10 protein-coding genes are annotated in these 17,869 nt (G+C 34.4%); 4 read left to right on the top strand and 6 right to left on the bottom strand.

What is annotated here, in order from left to right:
- The 4 genes from EMN46_RS09710 to EMN46_RS20220 all read left to right on the top strand — a co-directional run.
- Positions 1–419 (top strand): TRAP transporter large permease subunit (locus tag EMN46_RS09710; protein ID WP_154200611.1); only part of this gene is annotated, 419 nt, incomplete at its 5' end.
- A gap of 131 nt (positions 420–550) precedes the next feature.
- The gene (locus EMN46_RS09705) at positions 551–1,603 is read left to right on the top strand and encodes a substrate-binding domain-containing protein (protein WP_154200610.1); all 1,053 of its coding nucleotides are present in this window, start codon (positions 551–553) and stop codon (positions 1,601–1,603) included.
- 150 nt (positions 1,604–1,753) lie between these two features.
- Positions 1,754–2,749 carry an aldo/keto reductase gene (locus tag EMN46_RS09700; RefSeq protein WP_154200609.1) on the top strand — a complete coding sequence of 332 codons (996 nt, stop codon included), beginning with the start codon at positions 1,754–1,756 and terminating at the stop codon, positions 2,747–2,749.
- Positions 2,750–2,946: 197 nt separating this feature from the next.
- A complete protein-coding gene (locus EMN46_RS20220) occupies positions 2,947–3,474 on the top strand; it encodes a transposase (RefSeq protein ID WP_368667516.1) in 528 nt (175 codons plus the stop codon).
- A gap of 303 nt (positions 3,475–3,777) precedes the next feature.
- Here the strand turns inward: EMN46_RS20220 and EMN46_RS09685 are convergent, their stop codons facing one another.
- The 6 genes from EMN46_RS09685 to EMN46_RS09660 form a co-directional block, all read right to left on the bottom strand.
- Positions 3,778–7,791 carry a hybrid sensor histidine kinase/response regulator transcription factor gene (locus EMN46_RS09685; RefSeq protein ID WP_154200607.1) on the bottom strand — a complete coding sequence of 1,338 codons (4,014 nt, stop codon included), beginning with the start codon at positions 7,789–7,791 and terminating at the stop codon, positions 3,778–3,780.
- A gap of 133 nt (positions 7,792–7,924) precedes the next feature.
- Positions 7,925–9,760 (bottom strand): metallophosphoesterase, encoded by a 1,836-nt coding sequence (locus EMN46_RS09680; RefSeq protein ID WP_154200606.1) that lies wholly within the window; start codon positions 9,758–9,760, stop codon positions 7,925–7,927.
- Between the two features lie 19 nt (positions 9,761–9,779).
- Positions 9,780–12,743: a glycosyl hydrolase 115 family protein gene (locus EMN46_RS09675; protein WP_154200605.1), complete on the bottom strand. Its 2,964-nt coding sequence runs from the start codon at positions 12,741–12,743 to the stop codon at positions 9,780–9,782.
- On the bottom strand, positions 12,730–13,851 hold the full coding sequence (locus tag EMN46_RS09670; RefSeq protein WP_229130323.1) for a phosphatidylinositol-specific phospholipase C1-like protein: 1,122 nt from the start codon (positions 13,849–13,851) through the stop codon (positions 12,730–12,732). The genes EMN46_RS09675 and EMN46_RS09670 overlap by 14 nt, the downstream gene beginning before the upstream one ends.
- Positions 13,852–14,272: 421 nt before the next feature.
- Entirely contained in the window at positions 14,273–15,892 is a 1,620-nt protein-coding gene (locus EMN46_RS09665; protein ID WP_154200604.1) for a sialate O-acetylesterase, read from the bottom strand.
- Between the two features lie 103 nt (positions 15,893–15,995).
- Positions 15,996–17,855: an alpha-L-rhamnosidase C-terminal domain-containing protein gene (locus EMN46_RS09660; protein ID WP_154200603.1), complete on the bottom strand. Its 1,860-nt coding sequence runs from the start codon at positions 17,853–17,855 to the stop codon at positions 15,996–15,998.
- Positions 17,856–17,869: the final 14 nt, after the last annotated feature.

Below are 17,869 nucleotides of genomic sequence, written 5' to 3'. Positions count from 1 at the left end.
TATCATGGATTATGGCCTATGAAAATATCCCTCAAAATGTAAGTGCTGGTTTACTAGGACTTAGCGATAATCCAATTGTTATCTTACTACTGATTAATTTAATTCTTTTAGTTGTTGGTGTATTTATGGATATGACTCCAGCTGTACTCATTTTCACTCCTATCTTTTTACCGATTGTTGTAGATCTAGGAATTGATCCAGTACATTTTGGAATTATTATGGTTCTAAACCTTAGTGTAGGACTTTGCACGCCACCTGTAGGTTCCGTTTTGTTTATCGGATGCAGTGTTGCCAACATCAAAATTCAACAAGTAATTAAACCGCTACTGCCTATGTTCATAGCGATGATTGTGTGTTTATTACTGGTTACTTACATCTCAGATTTAAGCATGTGGTTACCAAATACATTTGGATTTTAATTGATTAATGCTTCTGCAAACATTCAATTAATACATATAGAACTCTTACTTTTGTTTCCCAATTGTAATTGTAAACTTTCTACTCAGAATAGACAACTGTTCTATTCTGAGTGCTAAGAAAAAGGACTAAAATGGCGAAAATTCGTATAAAAGATATTGCTGAACAAGCTGGAGTATCCGTAGGCACAGTGGACCGTGTTCTTCACAATCGTGGAGAAGTTGCTGAAGAAACCAAAAATAAAATTTTGGAAATCGCTAAAGGAAATAACTATCAACCAAATCTTATTGCACGAGCCTTAACGTCTAAAAAACAAAGTGTTTTCGCCTCTCTACTACCTACTCCAACCGAAGAAGATATCTTTTGGCAAAAACCATTAAATGGAATTAATGATGCCGCAGAAGAATTGGAGCAATTCCAAGTATTTGTTGAAAAATTCTTTTTTGAACATTACAATGAGCAAGATTTTATCAAACAAACCGAAGCAATTTTAAAATTAAAACCATCGGGCGTTGTATTCGCTCCAATTTTCACTAAAGAAAGTATAGAATTCACCCGGAAACTGGATAAAATAGGTATTCCTTATGTTTTTGTTGAATCGAAATTAGAGAATAGTAATTACTTAGCATACGTAGGAAGTGATGGTTACAACGGCGGAAGAGTAGCGGCTAATCTTATCGATTTTGGAATTCCAACAGATGGCGACATTTTGGTAATCAACCTAGCTAAAAACCTTGAAAATGTACTACACCTTAATCAACGAACTCAAGGTTTCCTGAGTTACTTTATGGATAAAGGTAAAAATGAGGGTTTAAAAATCACAATCGAAATTCCAACATCCAAATCGGAATTGATTAAAGAAAAATTGAATCACGTATTAATGCAAAACAAAAACATTAAAGCGATTTTTACAACGGGTTCTAAAGTTTATAAAATTGCCCGATACCTTGAAGCAAATAAGTTAAATGACATGATATTGGTTGGCTTCGATCCTATCGATCAAAACATTCATTACCTAAACAAAGGCAGTATTAACTTTTTGATTGGTCAACATCCATATCAACAAGGATTTAAGGCAGTAAAGAAATTATTTGAACACGTTTTATTGCAACATGAAATAAACAAAGATGAATACCTTCCTGTAGATATTATAAATAACGAGTGTTTTAAACTTTATCAATCTTGATAAATACCATTTCAGTTATTAAAGATCAAGGCTATATCATTAATAAGGAGCGATATTGACTCATGAATTCTCAAAACTCATTTCAAAGTGTAACTAATGTCATAATATGTGGTGCTACGAATACAAATTAAGTGTTAATTATTTACATATATGAAATATAGAAAATTAGGAAATACTGATCTTACTCTTTCAGCCATTACATTTGGTTCATTTGCTATTGGTGGATGGTTGTGGGGAGGCACAAAACAAAATGAAGCCATAAAAGCGATACAAGTTTCTTATGATTTAGGCGTGACCTCCATTGATACTGCTCCAGTATATGGACAGGGTTTTAGTGAACAAATTGTTGGACAAGCAATAAAAGACATTCCTAGAGATAAAATACAAATTCTCACCAAATTTGGAATGCGTTGGGACTCAGCAAAAGGCACACTTATCTACAAAAACCAGAATAACAACGGCAAAGCTATCGATATTTACAAATATGCTGGGAAAGAAAGCATCATACAAGAATGCGAAGCTAGCTTAAAACGTTTGGGAACCGATTACATTGATCTTTACCAACTACACTGGCCAGACATCACCACGCCAATTGAAGAAACAATGGATGCTCTTAATGAGCTGATCAAACAAGGAAAGATTCGTTATGCTGGTGTTTGCAATTACAATACAGAACAATTTGCAGAAGCAGAGAAATATATAAACCTTGCCTCAAACCAGGTTCCTTACAGTATGGTATTACGCGATATCGAAAAAGAAATCGTTCCCTATTCTCTTAATAATGGAAAAGGAGTTATAGCTTACAGTCCGCTTGAAAGAGGATTACTAACCGGAAAAATGAAACCAGGTTATAAATTTGGAGAAGGAGATCAACGTGCAACAAGACCTTTTTATAAGGATGAAAATCTTAGCCGTACCAATGAATTTCTAAATAAAATAAAACCCATTGCTGATTCAAAAGGATTAAGCTTAGGACAGCTGGTTATTTTATGGACACTTCAGCAACCTGCTATTTCAATTACTTTGGTTGGAGCAAGAAATGCAGAACAAGCAATTCAGAATGCCAAAGCGACTGAAGCGAGTCTTACAACGGAAGAAATTGGAATAATCAATGAACATTTAAACCAATTGGTTTTGGTTCCATAATCGATGAATAAGGAGCAATTATTAGGGAATAATATATTCTATGAATAAATGACACTATCCCGTAAAGTGTGTAAATGGGTTGAAAAGGTTTTCAACCTTTTTATATTTATATCATGATTACTAAAGAAGAATTATTAAAATCAGATTTTTTAAAACAGTTTACAACAGGAGAAGAACTTGATGGATTTTAAAAAGCAATATTTAATCGAGGAACCGAACAAATTCTCCAAGCAGAAATAGATAACCTCTTAGGCTATCACAAGAATAATATCGAGGGCAACCTAAGTGGCAATAGCCGTAATGGCTTTGTTCAAATGAAGTTGAAGAGTACATTTGAAGAGATAGATCTCAAAGTTCCACGAGATAGAAATGGAACATTTGACCCTAAAATTATACCTAAAAGAAGTAATACTAGATTAGGTATAGAAAACCGAAATATCTCTCTATATGCAAAAGGCATGACGGTTTCAGACATAGAACAACAACTTATCGAGATTTATGATGTTAATATATCATCATCAGCAATAACCTGTACTGATAATCTGAATGGTTTTACATCAACAATAAATAGTGTATTCCCAGAATCAAAAACTCAAGCATGTGTTATTCACCAGATTAGAAATACATGTAAGTTTGTCTCTTACAAGGATCGTAAATCTTTTACTAGCGGTATAAGAGATTTATACAACACTCAACCAGGAAGCAGCATTACATGCTTTAGATAAATTTGAGGACAAGTGGGATGAAAAATACCAATATGCTATTGATAGTTGGAGAAATAATCGGACAGAACTTACTGTGTTTTATGCTTTATAAATCATGATAAATACCATTTTTTTATTGAAGATATAGAACAATAATTATTGGGGTGGCCAAAAATCAATTACACATACATTCAGCTAAAAACGATTTAAAGTTGGAAAATTTTCAGCTATACCGATTGAATTCACCTATTTAGGGTGCATGATAAATAACAACTCCAAAACAAGAAGTTTCAACTATACTTATCATGCTTCTAAATTCAATAATTATTTACTAATAACTTTGCTTGGAGGAAAACCAAATTGTTTTTTAAAGCAGCGACTAAAATAAAGTGGATCATTAAATCCTACCATAATAGCGACTTCTGAAACATTATATTTTTTTTGTTGTAATAATTGCACTGATCTTTTTAATCGAATTGTACGTATAAATTCATTCGGTGCCAAATCGGTTAACTCTTTTACTTTTCGGTATAATTTAGAAGAACTCATACCCATTTCATTACAAAGAAAACTAGCTGTTAGTTCTGGCTCACCTATTTTCTCTTCAATAATACCGGTTAACTTACTCATCAACTCCTCATCAATTGGCGAATGCGTTAATAAATTCACATCACTATCAACATCCTCTGAGAATTTACCCTTCAAGTCTGTTCTGTTTTGTATAATGTTGTCAATTCTAGTTCTTAAAAGAGAAGGATCGAAAGGTTTTACCAAATACCCATCGGCTCCCAATTTATATCCTTTAATTTTATTTTCAGTATCTGAGAGAGCTGTAAGAAGAATAATAGGAATATGACTAATCAATTCATCGGCTTTCAAAGCTGAACAAAATTCAAAACCATCCATTATTGGCATCATTACATCGGCTACACACAAAATAGGTTTCACTTGTCGGCATACTCTTAATCCAACCTCTCCATTCTCTGCTTCATAAACCTTATAATAATCAGACAAATACTCAACAATAAACTTTCGTAATTCAGCATTATCTTCTATAACCAACACTTTATTTTTCAAATGGGTTGATTGCACTACTTTTTTAACAGACTTTTCTTCAACAGCTGGCAAACTTTGTGGCTTCAACTCATAATCAAAAATCTCATTTCCCTCATAATAATCCCTATCCATTGGTATTTCTACCGTAAAAATAGTTCCCTTCTCAGGAAAACTTTCAAACTCAATTTCGCCCTTATGTAGTTTAATAATAGAACTAACAAGCGACAATCCTATTCCTGAGCCCGTATTGTCTTCCTTGCTATTTTCAGCTTGATAAAAGCGTGTAAATATTTTCTTTTGGCTTTCTAGAGGAATCCCAATTCCATCATCACTTACTTCAATAACTAATTTTCGCGAATTAAGTGGATTCAAATCTTTTATGCCCACAAACAGATCGACATTTCCATATTTACCCGTAAATTTAATTGCATTAGACAAGAGGTTGTATAATACTTTATCCAACTTATCTCGATCCACCCAACCACTTATTGAATCTTCTTCGCTAATTAAGTTGAAATTAATCTTTTTATCTTTTGCAAAACCTTTAAAAGAATTAAATGTATTTCGGGTATATAATAAGATATCTGTTTTGGAAACTTTTAATTTTAGTTCTCCAGTTTGAGCTTTTCGAAAATCCAAGAGCTGGTTTACTAAATACAGTAATCTGTTGGAATTTTGCAAAATCAGATTCACTCTACTCTTTTGATAATCGGTTCCTCCATCCTCCTCTACCAATTGCTTAGTTGGTCCAAGAATCAACGATATTGGAGTTCTTAATTCATGAGATATATTTGTGAAAAAACGAAGTTTTTCATCGATTAACTTTTCATCTCGCTCTCTTTTTACTTTCTCTAATAAAAGCTCCTGCTTTAAATAAGTTCTCTTCTTTAATTGGTTTTGAACAAGGTAGATTATGAAAGCTAAAAGAATAAAGAAAAGAATAAATGCTTTATAAGTTAACCAGAAAGGAGGTAAAATATTAATTTGATAAGATGAGACATCACTATAGTACCCATTACTATTTATAGCCCTTATTTTAAATAAGTATTCATCAGGATAAAGATTTGTATATTGAACGGTTCTTGAATTACTTGTCGCATTAATCCAATCTTTATCAAACCCCTCAAGCATATATTGAAACTTATTCTGCCTTTCCTCAACATATGATGCCGATGAAAATGTAATCGAGAAAATTCGATTGTTATATTTCAAATCTACTTTTCGGGAATAATTCAAGTCCTCTTCCAGAATTACCTGTCCATTAATCGTATCTCCAGGAATTACAATGTTATTTTGCACACTAAATTCACTAATCAAAGGTGCAGGTGAAAAGTCATTCTCTTTAAGAGTAGGTGGATTAAATGAAATCAGACTATTTTCTCCGCCAAGATAAATTTGTTTATTACTAGAATACAGAAAACCTCTCTTGTTAAAAATATTAGACCGAACACCATTATCAACAGAGAAAATATGTAATTCTTTATTTTTAATATCATATTTCGCAATCTGATTAAAATTCATATTTAACCACATTTGCCCAACAGAATCAATCGCCATGTCCGTTACCCAAATATTCTTAAGTTCTATGGGTTCTGTGACAGCAATAAAGTCATCTGTTAACGGATCGTAGAAATTAATACCATGACGAGTAGAAGCCCATACTTTTCCCTTACTATCAATAATTAGATCCTTTATTTTATCGTTAGAAAGTCCTGAAGTCTTATTATCCTGATAAGTATAATTTTTTATTGATTCACTTACCGGATTGTATTTAAAAACACCATATTCTGTTGCCAACCAAATAATTCCTGAATTATTCTGTATTATTTTATTGATATCCTGCTTCCCTAAAATATCATTTTTTATTTTGTAATGGTTTTTAGATTTGATATTATATTTTATCAAACCATCTCCATTCGAACCAATTAATAAATCGTTTTTTGAAATCTTTAAAAAAGAAAAAACAGGAACATCCTGAAATCCAACATCTAAAATTTTTATTTCAGATGTTAAATAATCAAATTTAAGAACTCTACCATCCCATAACCCACAATAAAAAATTTTCCCATCAGTACTATATATACTAACGATACGCTCATCTTCTGAGGAAACAAGATTGATTTTATTATCCTTAAGCAAGTGAATCCCATTGGCATGTGTCCCAATCAAGATATTACCATCATAAGTTTCACCAAAACTACTTACAATGGGAATATTTTTTCTTGAAACACCTTCTATTCGGGTCATTTTAAATTGATTATCGAAAGGATCATACTTTTCCACCCCATTTTCAGTACCAATCCATAGCACGCCCGATTTATCAAAACACAAACAAGAGACATAATTATTAGTAAGAGATTTGTTATATGAGAGATCAGTATCATATCTCTCATAAGAGTTTAAAGAGATATCTTCCAATAAATTACACTTAATTAAACCATTGGTTGTCCCAATCCAATAAAAACCATCTGGTCCACGGGTGATGCATCGAAAAAAATCAATTGCAATATTTTTTTGCTCTAATAATTCAAACTCATCTTTTATTTTATTCAACTTAAACAACCCCTCTCTAGTACCCGCAAAAACATCAAACTTATGATCTTCGTATAAAAAATAAACAAAACTATTTAATGATGTATTTTCCTTATTCTTAGTTTCTATACGAACAAGATTTTCAAGCTTTCCATTTGTATTGATATCAAACTTATAGATTCCCTCTCCATAGGTTCCTATCCACATTTTATTATCTGCGGTTTGAGTAATTGATCGAACATATTCTACATTTCCTAAATCAATTTTATGAAACACTTTTTCTTGAGAATCATAGTAACATAATCCATTGTGCTTGGTTCCAATCCACACTCTTTTATCATTATCAATAAATAAAGCTCTAATTTTATTTCCACAAATATTATTGGTCTCTGCAGAATCCGGATGAAAGGTTTTAAATTGTGAAGTAGGTAAGTGTAAACGGGTTAATCCATTGCTGGTTCCAATCCAAATATTTTCATCATCGTCCATTACCATATGAGTAATGTCATCATCCTGTAAATAATTAGGATTATAAATATCACTTGTAAATGGTTTAAAACTGACTCCATCGAAACGGTTTACACCCCCAAAAGTTCCAAACCAAAGAAAGCCATTTTGATCTTGCAATATCGATCGAACCGAATTGTGCGACAATCCTTTTTCATTGCTGTAATGCTCAAATCTAAGTTCTTCAGAAAAAGTAGAAGTCGATACTAGAAGTAAAATAAAACAAAAAAATTGCCTCAACATATTCAGGATATTAATGGATTCGGGAGTAAGGTAAGAAAACAAAGGATATTATCATTTATACGTTTAAGCAATAAATGCTGTTGACAACATATCCGATTATTACAAATAAAAATTAAATATACATTTATAAAATTTACTCAGCCAAATCAATAAGCTCATTATTCTTCAGATCAATCTGAAAATGATCTGCAGGAGCTCCATTCAGAAAATGATGGAAAATGCGAGTAAATTCAAAAAAGTCTTTTCGCACATCATCCGTTATCTTAGAATTAGTATCTTCCTTTAATAATGACTTAATGATGACTTGATATTGCTTAATACGATCGATCCCAATATCTTTTATAGCTAATTTATCGGCGCTTCTAAGGCGATAGAAATCAAAGATCATGTCGAAACCTGTCCAGTTATCAAACGACGCTGAATCTGCTACCTTCACACCAGCCACATTCAATAATTCCTTTCCTGTAGCTTTCAACAAAAAGTCTCTAAATTCAACAGGCCAATCCTTTTTCAAAAATCGTAATCGAACCAATTCTTTCAAATGCCAATTGGTAAATTCGTGGTAAGTTTTTGCACCCAAAATATCTTTATTCCAAATATTCTGCGCTCCAATTTTTTCCAAATAAGCATGTTCTTGCTCGTAAAGTGGAAAAAGCTCTTTAAATCGGGGAACCGAATCAATCACAACTGTTTCTATCTCCATTAAAGTTTTACTTTTCACTTTTAGAATTTTGTAAGCAGGAATGTAAGCTGCAAGCGAGGGAATCTGAACATTAACTAGGAAATCCCCATTGTCAAACTTTCTAACTCCTGTATCGTTAATGTGCATGTGTCCACCAAAATGCAATTTGACTCCTGCATTGGCAAAAGTTTTGGCAACACTTTCGGCAGGAACTCGGTGCAATTGCATTTTACCTTTGCCCATTAGGTTTTTAATATGATCTGAAGCATCATCGTTAAAATCAATCATCGGATAATGACTAAAAACAATTAAAGTTTTAGCTCGTTTCTCTGCTTCAGCAGTTACTTTTTTAACCCAAGTAATTAAATGTTTTTTATGTGTTAGAACATTGGAATAACCAACACTAGACCCTTCATAATTAGAGGAATTCATAGAATCATTCTCAGCATTTTTTTTAGGCACATAAACATTTGCATCAATGGCTAAAAACCAAATATCTTTCACTGGCTCTACCAAATAGCTAACATCAGGCATAGTCGTATTATAGGGAGGAATCGAATAATTTCTATGCTTCAATTTAGAGTCCTCAGTCGCTTTAGCAAAGCTATAATCGTCGTATTGATAACTTGAAAAAGGAGTTTCCCAATACAAATCTTCTTTCTGAGGGAAAAATCCAAATTGACCTAAGGTCGTAACTATCTGCTCGTACCCCATTTTGGCAATATCCTTAGTGATAACCACAGAATTTTCGTCTGACGATTTTGGAACATACATTCCTTCGGCGCTCATAATTACCTGAGGCTTTCCGTCTTTCCCTAAAAAATCTTTTTTCCCTGCATCCATTAAAAAAGGACGAACAGGATCGTGATTTCCTGTTGTTGCCAAAAATTTGATGTCGTATTCCTCAGAATACTCATTCAGAATTTGTTGCAATCCCCTAATATTTATAGGTTGTCCATCATCACTAAAATCGCCAGGCAAAACCACATATTTTATTCCTCTGTTTGCAACATCATCTAAAGCAGCTAAAAATGCAAAATAATTTTCGTTATAAATTCGAGTAGAATGCAACTGTGCTTGCATAGTTCTTGCATTGGCATATTTTCCGTTTCCCGGATTCAGTACTCCTTTATAATCGGAGTCTTGAAATTCACCATAAACATCACTCAAATGAACATCGGCCATAAAAGCAATTTGAAAAGAATCCTTTTTCTGCACTTTTTGTTCACAAGCGGAAAAGCCAATAAGTAATATGGACAATAATAAAGTATATATAATATTTCTCATCATAATCTATTTCAATAATTTACAATTTTGATTCTGCAGGAAATGAATAACTCTTCTTCCATCCTCCCAAATCTATTAATATCTGATCGATCATCACTCCTGGATCAACCATCCATATTTTAAGCGTATGTTTTCCTGCTTTATTCACAATTTGTTGTGCCGCCTTAACCGAGGTATTTTTCAATACATTTTCCATCCACTCATCACTTCGTCCGAAAGTTTGAAAATCGACGATTACTGGATCAGCATTATCTATAGAAACAGCACAACGCACACCTCTTTCATTATTGACTGCATGTGTAGGTACTGCTTGTAAAAGTACATTTACTTCACCAAAATTAAAGGTATAAAAATCGTACTCCAAAACAGGACTGTTATTTACAATTGATTGAATCGTAGTTTGAGAATCAGCAGAACGAGGCAAAGCTGTTACTACTTTACCAGTATAGCCCACACCGTCGAAAGTTTCCCAACTAGCTTGCTTTCCTGATTTTGTGCTTGAATAATTTTCTGCGTTTATAGATACAAAACCTTTATCTTCAACAAAACCTTTGTAGTTCTCCAACTCCTTATATTTTGGGTTGAAAACAGAAATCCCTATGCTAATAGTAGAATCGCCAGAAACAAAATCGATAGCAGAATTCACCTTATAACTTGGCGGTATTAGCTGATAATCATGTCCTAAAGGCGCTTCTTTTTTATTGACTCCGACAGGTACTTTGTCCCAATCAATACTTACCCAAATACGCTGTTCCTGATTCTTACTATTCAAAGTACCTTTAGTTTTCGAAATATGAATCCAATTGGCCTTAGATTCTGCTTTCCAATCAATTTCAACTTCTCCTTTTAAAAATACATCTACAAAATAACGACTATTAAGATAGGCATTAAATACAGGTAATACATCGGCATAAGAATTAATCACATCATGATTCACTTCCATTTCGTAACTCTCCAATGCCAAACCTAATTGAGCTTTGTCTTCACCAACGAAAGTTGCAATTGTAGGAGTCGAAAAAACGGGTAAATTACGTGGAGACATACTCATGATGTAATTCCATTTCCCGTTTTGCAACTTGTTATTAAAGTACTGCGTTTCTTTCTGGATTTGTTGAAAGGCTTCCATGGATTTCTGCCCAAAATAAGCTGCACTTTTTCGGCCTTGTTGTGCCGCAAACTTATTTTTATAGGAATATAACCATTTGTGGTTTAAACTAGCAGCACCAATTACAGGATAGGTAACCAATTCGTAGAAAGCATCTTTTCTGTTGGGTGCAATATTAGTTTTCAAATCTTCAGATGCATCCATAAGCTTCTGATAATCTTCAATTCTTGATGAAACTTCGTCTCCGTAATGAATTTGATTCAATTCTGTATCTCCTGATTTTGTTACAGGTTCAACTCGACTCCAATCCATAAATTCCGGACGACGTTGGAATGCTAATCGATTGTATTCATACATCAATTCGGTAACTGAATTTGCGTTTTGCTCCCCGAACTCCCGCCCAGCCCAATTTTGCATGTGGTTTTTCACACCACTACTCTTATCAAAAGAGCTCATGTCCCAAGCCATATCCAAAAACAGCTCAATATTATATTCGTGTGGTTTAATATCGCCACAATTGAGAATCCACAAATCGCGAGATTGAAATTCGTAAGCTTTGCTCATTTCTTCCCACATTAAAACTGGATTGGTAGAATTGAGCCACAAATAATCATGAGGTCGTCCCCAATAGGAAGTATGGTAATAAACCCCAGCTCCACCCGAACGCTTTTGCTCCTCAGCATTACTTAACTGACGGATATATCCGTAATTATCATCGGTCCAAACCAAGCTGATATCTTCAGGCACTTCCATTCCATTCTGATAACAAGTCAACACCTCTTTATAAGGAATGAAGATCTGCGGAAGCGTTGCAGCTTTTTTACCCGTTTCCTTCTCTAAAATCTCTCGCTGATCTGCAATCACATTCTCTAACTGCTTTACCTGAGAATCTGTATCATCTTCACCCACAATCATTGGAGAATCATGTTTTCCACGCATTCCCATTGTATAAATACCTTCGTAATTGGCAGTCTCTTTTGATCTTTTTTGGAATAATGTTTTAATGGTTTCTGAATTATTATCGTAGCGCCATTCGCCCATTGTATTGCTATCCCATTCGGCATTTATATTACAAAGCATTGGTTCGCAATGCGATGTTCCCACAACAATAGCATAATCGTTTGCCACTTGCTTATTTTTAGGATAAGAATAGAAAGACTTGGTGCAAGAATGCATCGCAGGCCAAATGGTGTTGGCACGTAAACGCAACAACAATTCAAACACTTTAGCATAAGTCTTAGGTCCAATATCTCCAGTTTCCGGTTCGTAATTCAATGCTGCCCATCGTTGCAATCCCCAATCTTCGTCATTTAAAAATAGTCCACGATATTTTACCGATGGAGAACCATATTTCTTATTTTCAATGGTAAGTACCAATTCTTGTTTCTTATCAGGCGTTACATCTGCCCACCATTCCCAAGGCGACACACCAATCATTCGTGAAATCTCTAACAAACCAAAAGCTGTACCTCTTCGGTCAGATCCAACAATCACCAATGCATTCTTTACATTTTTACTCGGATTATCGACAACTTGAATAATATAAGATTCCCATTTGTTTTGTATTGAAGAAACATCAAGCTTCTTTTCTGCAATCAATTTGTCAATTATTTTATTCTTACCAATGGTTCCTGCAATAATTGCCCCTTTTGATAATTTGTGTTCTACTACTAATTTCGTTCCGCTGACTTTAAATACATCTTCGGATAAAATATTAGCCGCAATCTCAACGACTTTGGCATCTTTCTTATCTATGATGATTTTTGCCGTTTGATTCTCAGACACTAGTGTGAAATTTTTATTTTGTGCACTAATCCCTGATGTAAACAGCAGCAATAACATACTAACAATTGCTAATCTCATCTTATTTTGTATCATGGTTTACTAATTTTATTCTTTCGTAGCTGTTGTTCTCAAAACTGATTTTAAAATCAGACTTGAATAATTTTGTAGGGATATAATAATCGGTTGAGATTACCTGAGCTCCCGACTCTTTTGCTTTTTCAAATTTGGTGTAATCATTGGTTCTAGCTTCTTTAGTTCCTGCATCAGCTCGAGTTCTCACCATATATCCTTTTTCAACCAATTCTTTAATGTGATCAAAATCTCTTATCGGATTATTGATAATACGAAAAGCAGCTTCAGGTTTTCCCTCGGGACTATTTACAAACAAAACTCTCCCTTTTAAACCAGCATGACCATCAAGATAACGATTAATTTTCGCTTCTTTTTCATCCAAAACAAACAAAAATCGCCCTTTTAGCGCTTTCAGACTTGGCCATCCTTTGCTTAAAATAGCTTCTTCTAAGGTTTCAGAATTGCCACGTACCAAATCGGGTGTAATCAGATCGTCATCGGCAAAAACCGAACGGATTTCCTGATCTAAACAATTGTATGCCTCCTTGCTAAACATTAAAGGATCACGAGTACCCTTCACTTTTTGATCTTTGGTATTCATCAATATAAAAATCGGCGTGTGATCTTGATTTTGATCCGACCATTGCTTCAAGGATTTCAAAGCATCTTTAAATAGCAAATGGTAACTTCTAAAATCAATATCTTGAATATGAAACATTTTTAAGCCAGGTTGGGCTAACTTTTGTTCGAGATCATATTCCCGTGGTTCAAAACCTGACTCTCTAATAATATCTAAGCCTTTGGGTTTTGAAAAATGACCTCCTTGAGGATCATAAAAAACATCCAACTCCACATTTCGTAACCCCATTTTTAATTGATCAACAAGAGAAATATGGCCATACTGCAAACTCGATGCTTTGGCAGAGTCTATCTGAGCAAGGTAATTCCAAAGAGGTTTTTCTATCGCTATTTTGTATGAATTGTGACTACCAATAACCTGTATTTCGTTTAAAGGAATCTCAGATTTATGACACCCAAAAATAAAGGGAATAATGGCAAATATGAATATTAAATATTGTTTTTTCATTCCGAACAACATGCTTAAAATTTTTAGTTTAACTCGTCCCATACATGGTTTAAATGCAAACCTTTGTTGAAATGTGAAATTACATTGTCTTAACTATTATAAGATGAATAAAACAATCACAGATATGGACAAATCATTCAAGATAGCTAAACACGTTTAAAATAGAACCATTTACGTGCCTTTACACACCTTGACCGCTACGAAAGAATCATTCTTTACTTCGCTTCATTCATCAATAAATCATAATCCGATAGGCGATATAAGAAAGATGAACCAATTGGTTTTGATTAACTAATTGTTTAGTAGGAAAGGCTTCGAACGAGTGAACAATTCAACTCATTCATCTCAATATTTCATCATTTCCCTATATACTAACAAAAGGATGTATTTAACAAATACATCCTTTTTTTTGTAGTAAATGAAGCTAAGTAGCCAACTACAATCAATTAAAACAAGAGTTAGTTTATTTACTACGCCTTAAATATTCCTTAGCAAATCGTTCTCCTAATATTCTCTGACTTTGAGAATCAAAATGCAGACTGTCACCCCGATTTATTAGATCGTCAGTAAGAATCAATTCAGCATGTTCATCTTTTGAAGCAAAGTGTTCAATTTGTTTATTAATGAGTAACCAATTGCTTTTATTTTTCGAGTAACTTCCCAATTCTCCAATTAGCACAGGTAACGTTTTATTTCCTGCAAAACTTCTGAATTGGTGCATTAATTGCGTGAGTCTTTCTTCATATTTAGGAACGCACGCTTCATTCGCATCACTTTCTCCCTGATGCCACAAGATTCCCTTCAATTTGCCATGTTTTTTTGCCAAATTCATCTTCTCCTCAAAATTGGAGAGTAGCTGCACCTCGCGATGAATAGAATCACCTAACCATTGACTGATAGAGCTTCCTCCTACAGCAGTTGGTACTAACAGAACAGATACATTTTCAGGTACCCGTTTAAGAAGCTGTTTCGCAAAGGAAACACCACAATCTAAACCATTCATTTTTGGTTCGTAAAAGTTCAGCGGCTCTTTGGCAAGGATGATTTCATTGTTTTTATTGATCGTTAGAATTCTTTCAGAAGTAAGAGTGTCCTGAGGTTCTACAAATCCCCTTCCAGCCATGTTGGATTGTCCCGCCATCATAAAAACCCAAACATCCTTCTTTTTAGGTATTTTCTGCGGATAAACAGTCGTTTTGGGAAAATTCATAGTTCTTTGATGCTTTTCGAACTGCCTACTATTCACCATTTTATTAAGCCATTTTTCAGCCAAAGCAGGCCATGTTTCACCAGCAATATTTCCTTTTCGCAATCCATAACCATGTCCGCCCTTGGCTAAAACATGCAATTCTACTGGTATTTTATTATCGCGCAAGGCGGATGTCATTACCAAAGAGCTATTTCCATATTTATCATCAGCTGTTCCAAAAAGAAAAAAGGGAGGCGTAGATTCACTAATCGTCAATTCTGGTGTCAAACTTCTGTTTTCACCTTTATCAAAATAAGCTGGATAAATGAGCATGGAAAAATTCGGACGACAGGAAATTTCATCCACAGCATCTGTTTTTGCATAAGAATCGAGATTAAACTGAGTAGACGTACGAGCACACAGGCTCGCTCCTGCAGAAAAACCAATCATTCCTATTCTTTCGGGATACAGGTCATATTCATAGGCTTTACTTCGAACCAAACGAACAGCTCTTTGAGCATCATTTAAGGCTCCTTTTTGCTTTTTAGGAACACGATATTGCAATACAAAAGCAGTGTATCCAAGCGTATTGAGCCATTCGGCAATTTCATATCCTTCCTTATCTACAGCCAATATACTGTATCCTCCACCAGGGCAAACAATTATTCCAACACCCGAATGATTTGGTTTTTCCGGTTCAAAAACGGTCAAAGAAGGATTGGTAACCTCGGCCAAACGAATTACATTTCCTTTGGAATTATCTGATACCACTGCAGCTAGCTTTGGTTTTGATTCACCAGGTACATTATTTGGCCATAAATAAAGTGTATCCCTTGTTTGAGCATTACTCACTAAAGAGAAAAAGAGAACTAATATTGAAAAAGTAAGTTTCATGTATTAATAAGTTTATTTGTTGCTTTAAATATACAAAATGAGCAGGAAGAATCGCTTTTTCAGCTCATCTTCCTGCTCATTATTATCAAGAAACAGTAAATTTTTATTGCTTAATTCTTAAGGTATTTACTCCTTCCTTAAGCTTCAGTATTTTTTTATTTTTAATCATATCATTATTAAACAAAACTTTAGTCTTACTATTCGACAAAACGAATTCACCAGTCATACCCTTAGGTAGTTTTATTTCATAAATCTGCTCGTTCTTATCCGACACACTGTACTTAGCTTCAATACTCCCTTTTAGCGTAGGAACTTTTATTTCTGAAGATTGAAGATCCGCCAATTGAGGTTGAATTTGCACACTTGCAAAACCAGGTGTTTTAGGAGTAACTCCCCACATCCGACGCGTAATGATATTCAAAGGAGCAGTTCCCCATGCATGATTCCAATCCGAATTGGGTTTGTATTTCATATCCCAGGCTTCCAAAGCCATAGTCGAACCAATTTCAATCATGTTCCACCAAGTACGATCATGTGTCGTATCGGTAATTAATTTCAAAGCATATTCCGATTCGTTGGCATTAAACAAAGCATCTAACAAATACTGAGCACCATAAACACTACAGGCCATGCCTCTGGTTTTGATGAACTCACTTACCGACTTCTTATTTTTTTCAGGTACTAGATCAAAGGCAAGTGGAAACATATTGGCATGCAAGGAAGCATGGTTAGAACCTTCCCCATCGATATAAACGCCTCTCGATTTATCAAAAAGTTTTTTATTGATGACTTTTTTAAGCTTTTTCGATTTTTTTTGAAAGAATGCAGCATCCTTAGTTTTCCCAAGACAGTCAGCAATTTCCGACATCAAAAATAGATTGTAATAGTAAAACGAATTAACCACAGTGTTAATCGCTACCATTTCGTAGCCATCACGTTCGCCTTCTTTTCTTGCTAGCTTCCAACCCGTATCCTTTTGTCCAGCAGGCCAATCAACTATGTCTTTCACATTCGTTTTAGCATTTTTAAATCCTAATTTCAATTTAAATTCACCATCTAATTTAGCCGATTTTGAACTGATCAATCCATCCTCACGTTCCAAATCCTTAAGGGTTCTTATTTTTAGAACATCATAGTATTTCTCAAGCATTTCGGTTTCACCCGTATACATATAATCCTGATAGTACAATAATACGGTATGCAAAAGCCATTCTGTTGGCCAGGTAGGGTGCTGAACAAAATATTCGTTCGTTCTACGCGCCATAGAATAAACATTATCGCAAGAATAATGACTTAGCTGATTAATATAAGCATCGGCTTCGTACGGAATTCTTTCACGATCGCCATCCACATAATAACCTGTAAAACTTGTTGCTTTAATGGTATGCTTACATAAATCCCAAACTGCATTCAGAATAGTATCCGATGACGTAAAGGTTCCTGCCTCATCATTAAATTGATAATGAAAAGCTTTCTGAGAGATTTCAAGATCCTCAATAGGCACCTGAAGGTTTTCCAATTCGCAATACCTAAAAGGCATGATCACTCCGAAAGAAGCAGGAAGATGAATGGCTCCAGGTTTCGTGTTTTTTTTATCAGCAGGCAAATTAAGGACCACATCCTGCTTGGCTTCAAGCTGATTAAGCTTAACTTGCTGATAACGAATTGTTCCACCAGGATTTCTATCAATCTGATTCGATTCAGCTAATTTTTCACCTAAGCGAACAATCAAACTATCCTTCTGTAGCTGTTTGGAATTCAAAACTACTGTTCCAAAATAGGCTTTCCCAAAATCGATGAAATAATGACCTTCACCGAGTTTTACAACTCTCTCGGCCTTATTATACTCAATTTCAAAATCATTCTCAGTTGGCACATTGATAATTTGAGCTTGAGCCAAAGGACACAAGGCCAAGAACAGACATGACAACAGGTATAATTTACTATTTGATGATATTTTCATGCTTAATATTTAAT

Origin of the sequence: Ancylomarina sp. 16SWW S1-10-2 (assembly GCF_009669305.1) — a bacterium.
In the GTDB taxonomy this organism is placed as follows: domain Bacteria; phylum Bacteroidota; class Bacteroidia; order Bacteroidales; family Marinifilaceae; genus Ancylomarina.
This window is presented reverse-complemented; position numbering and strand designations above follow the sequence as displayed.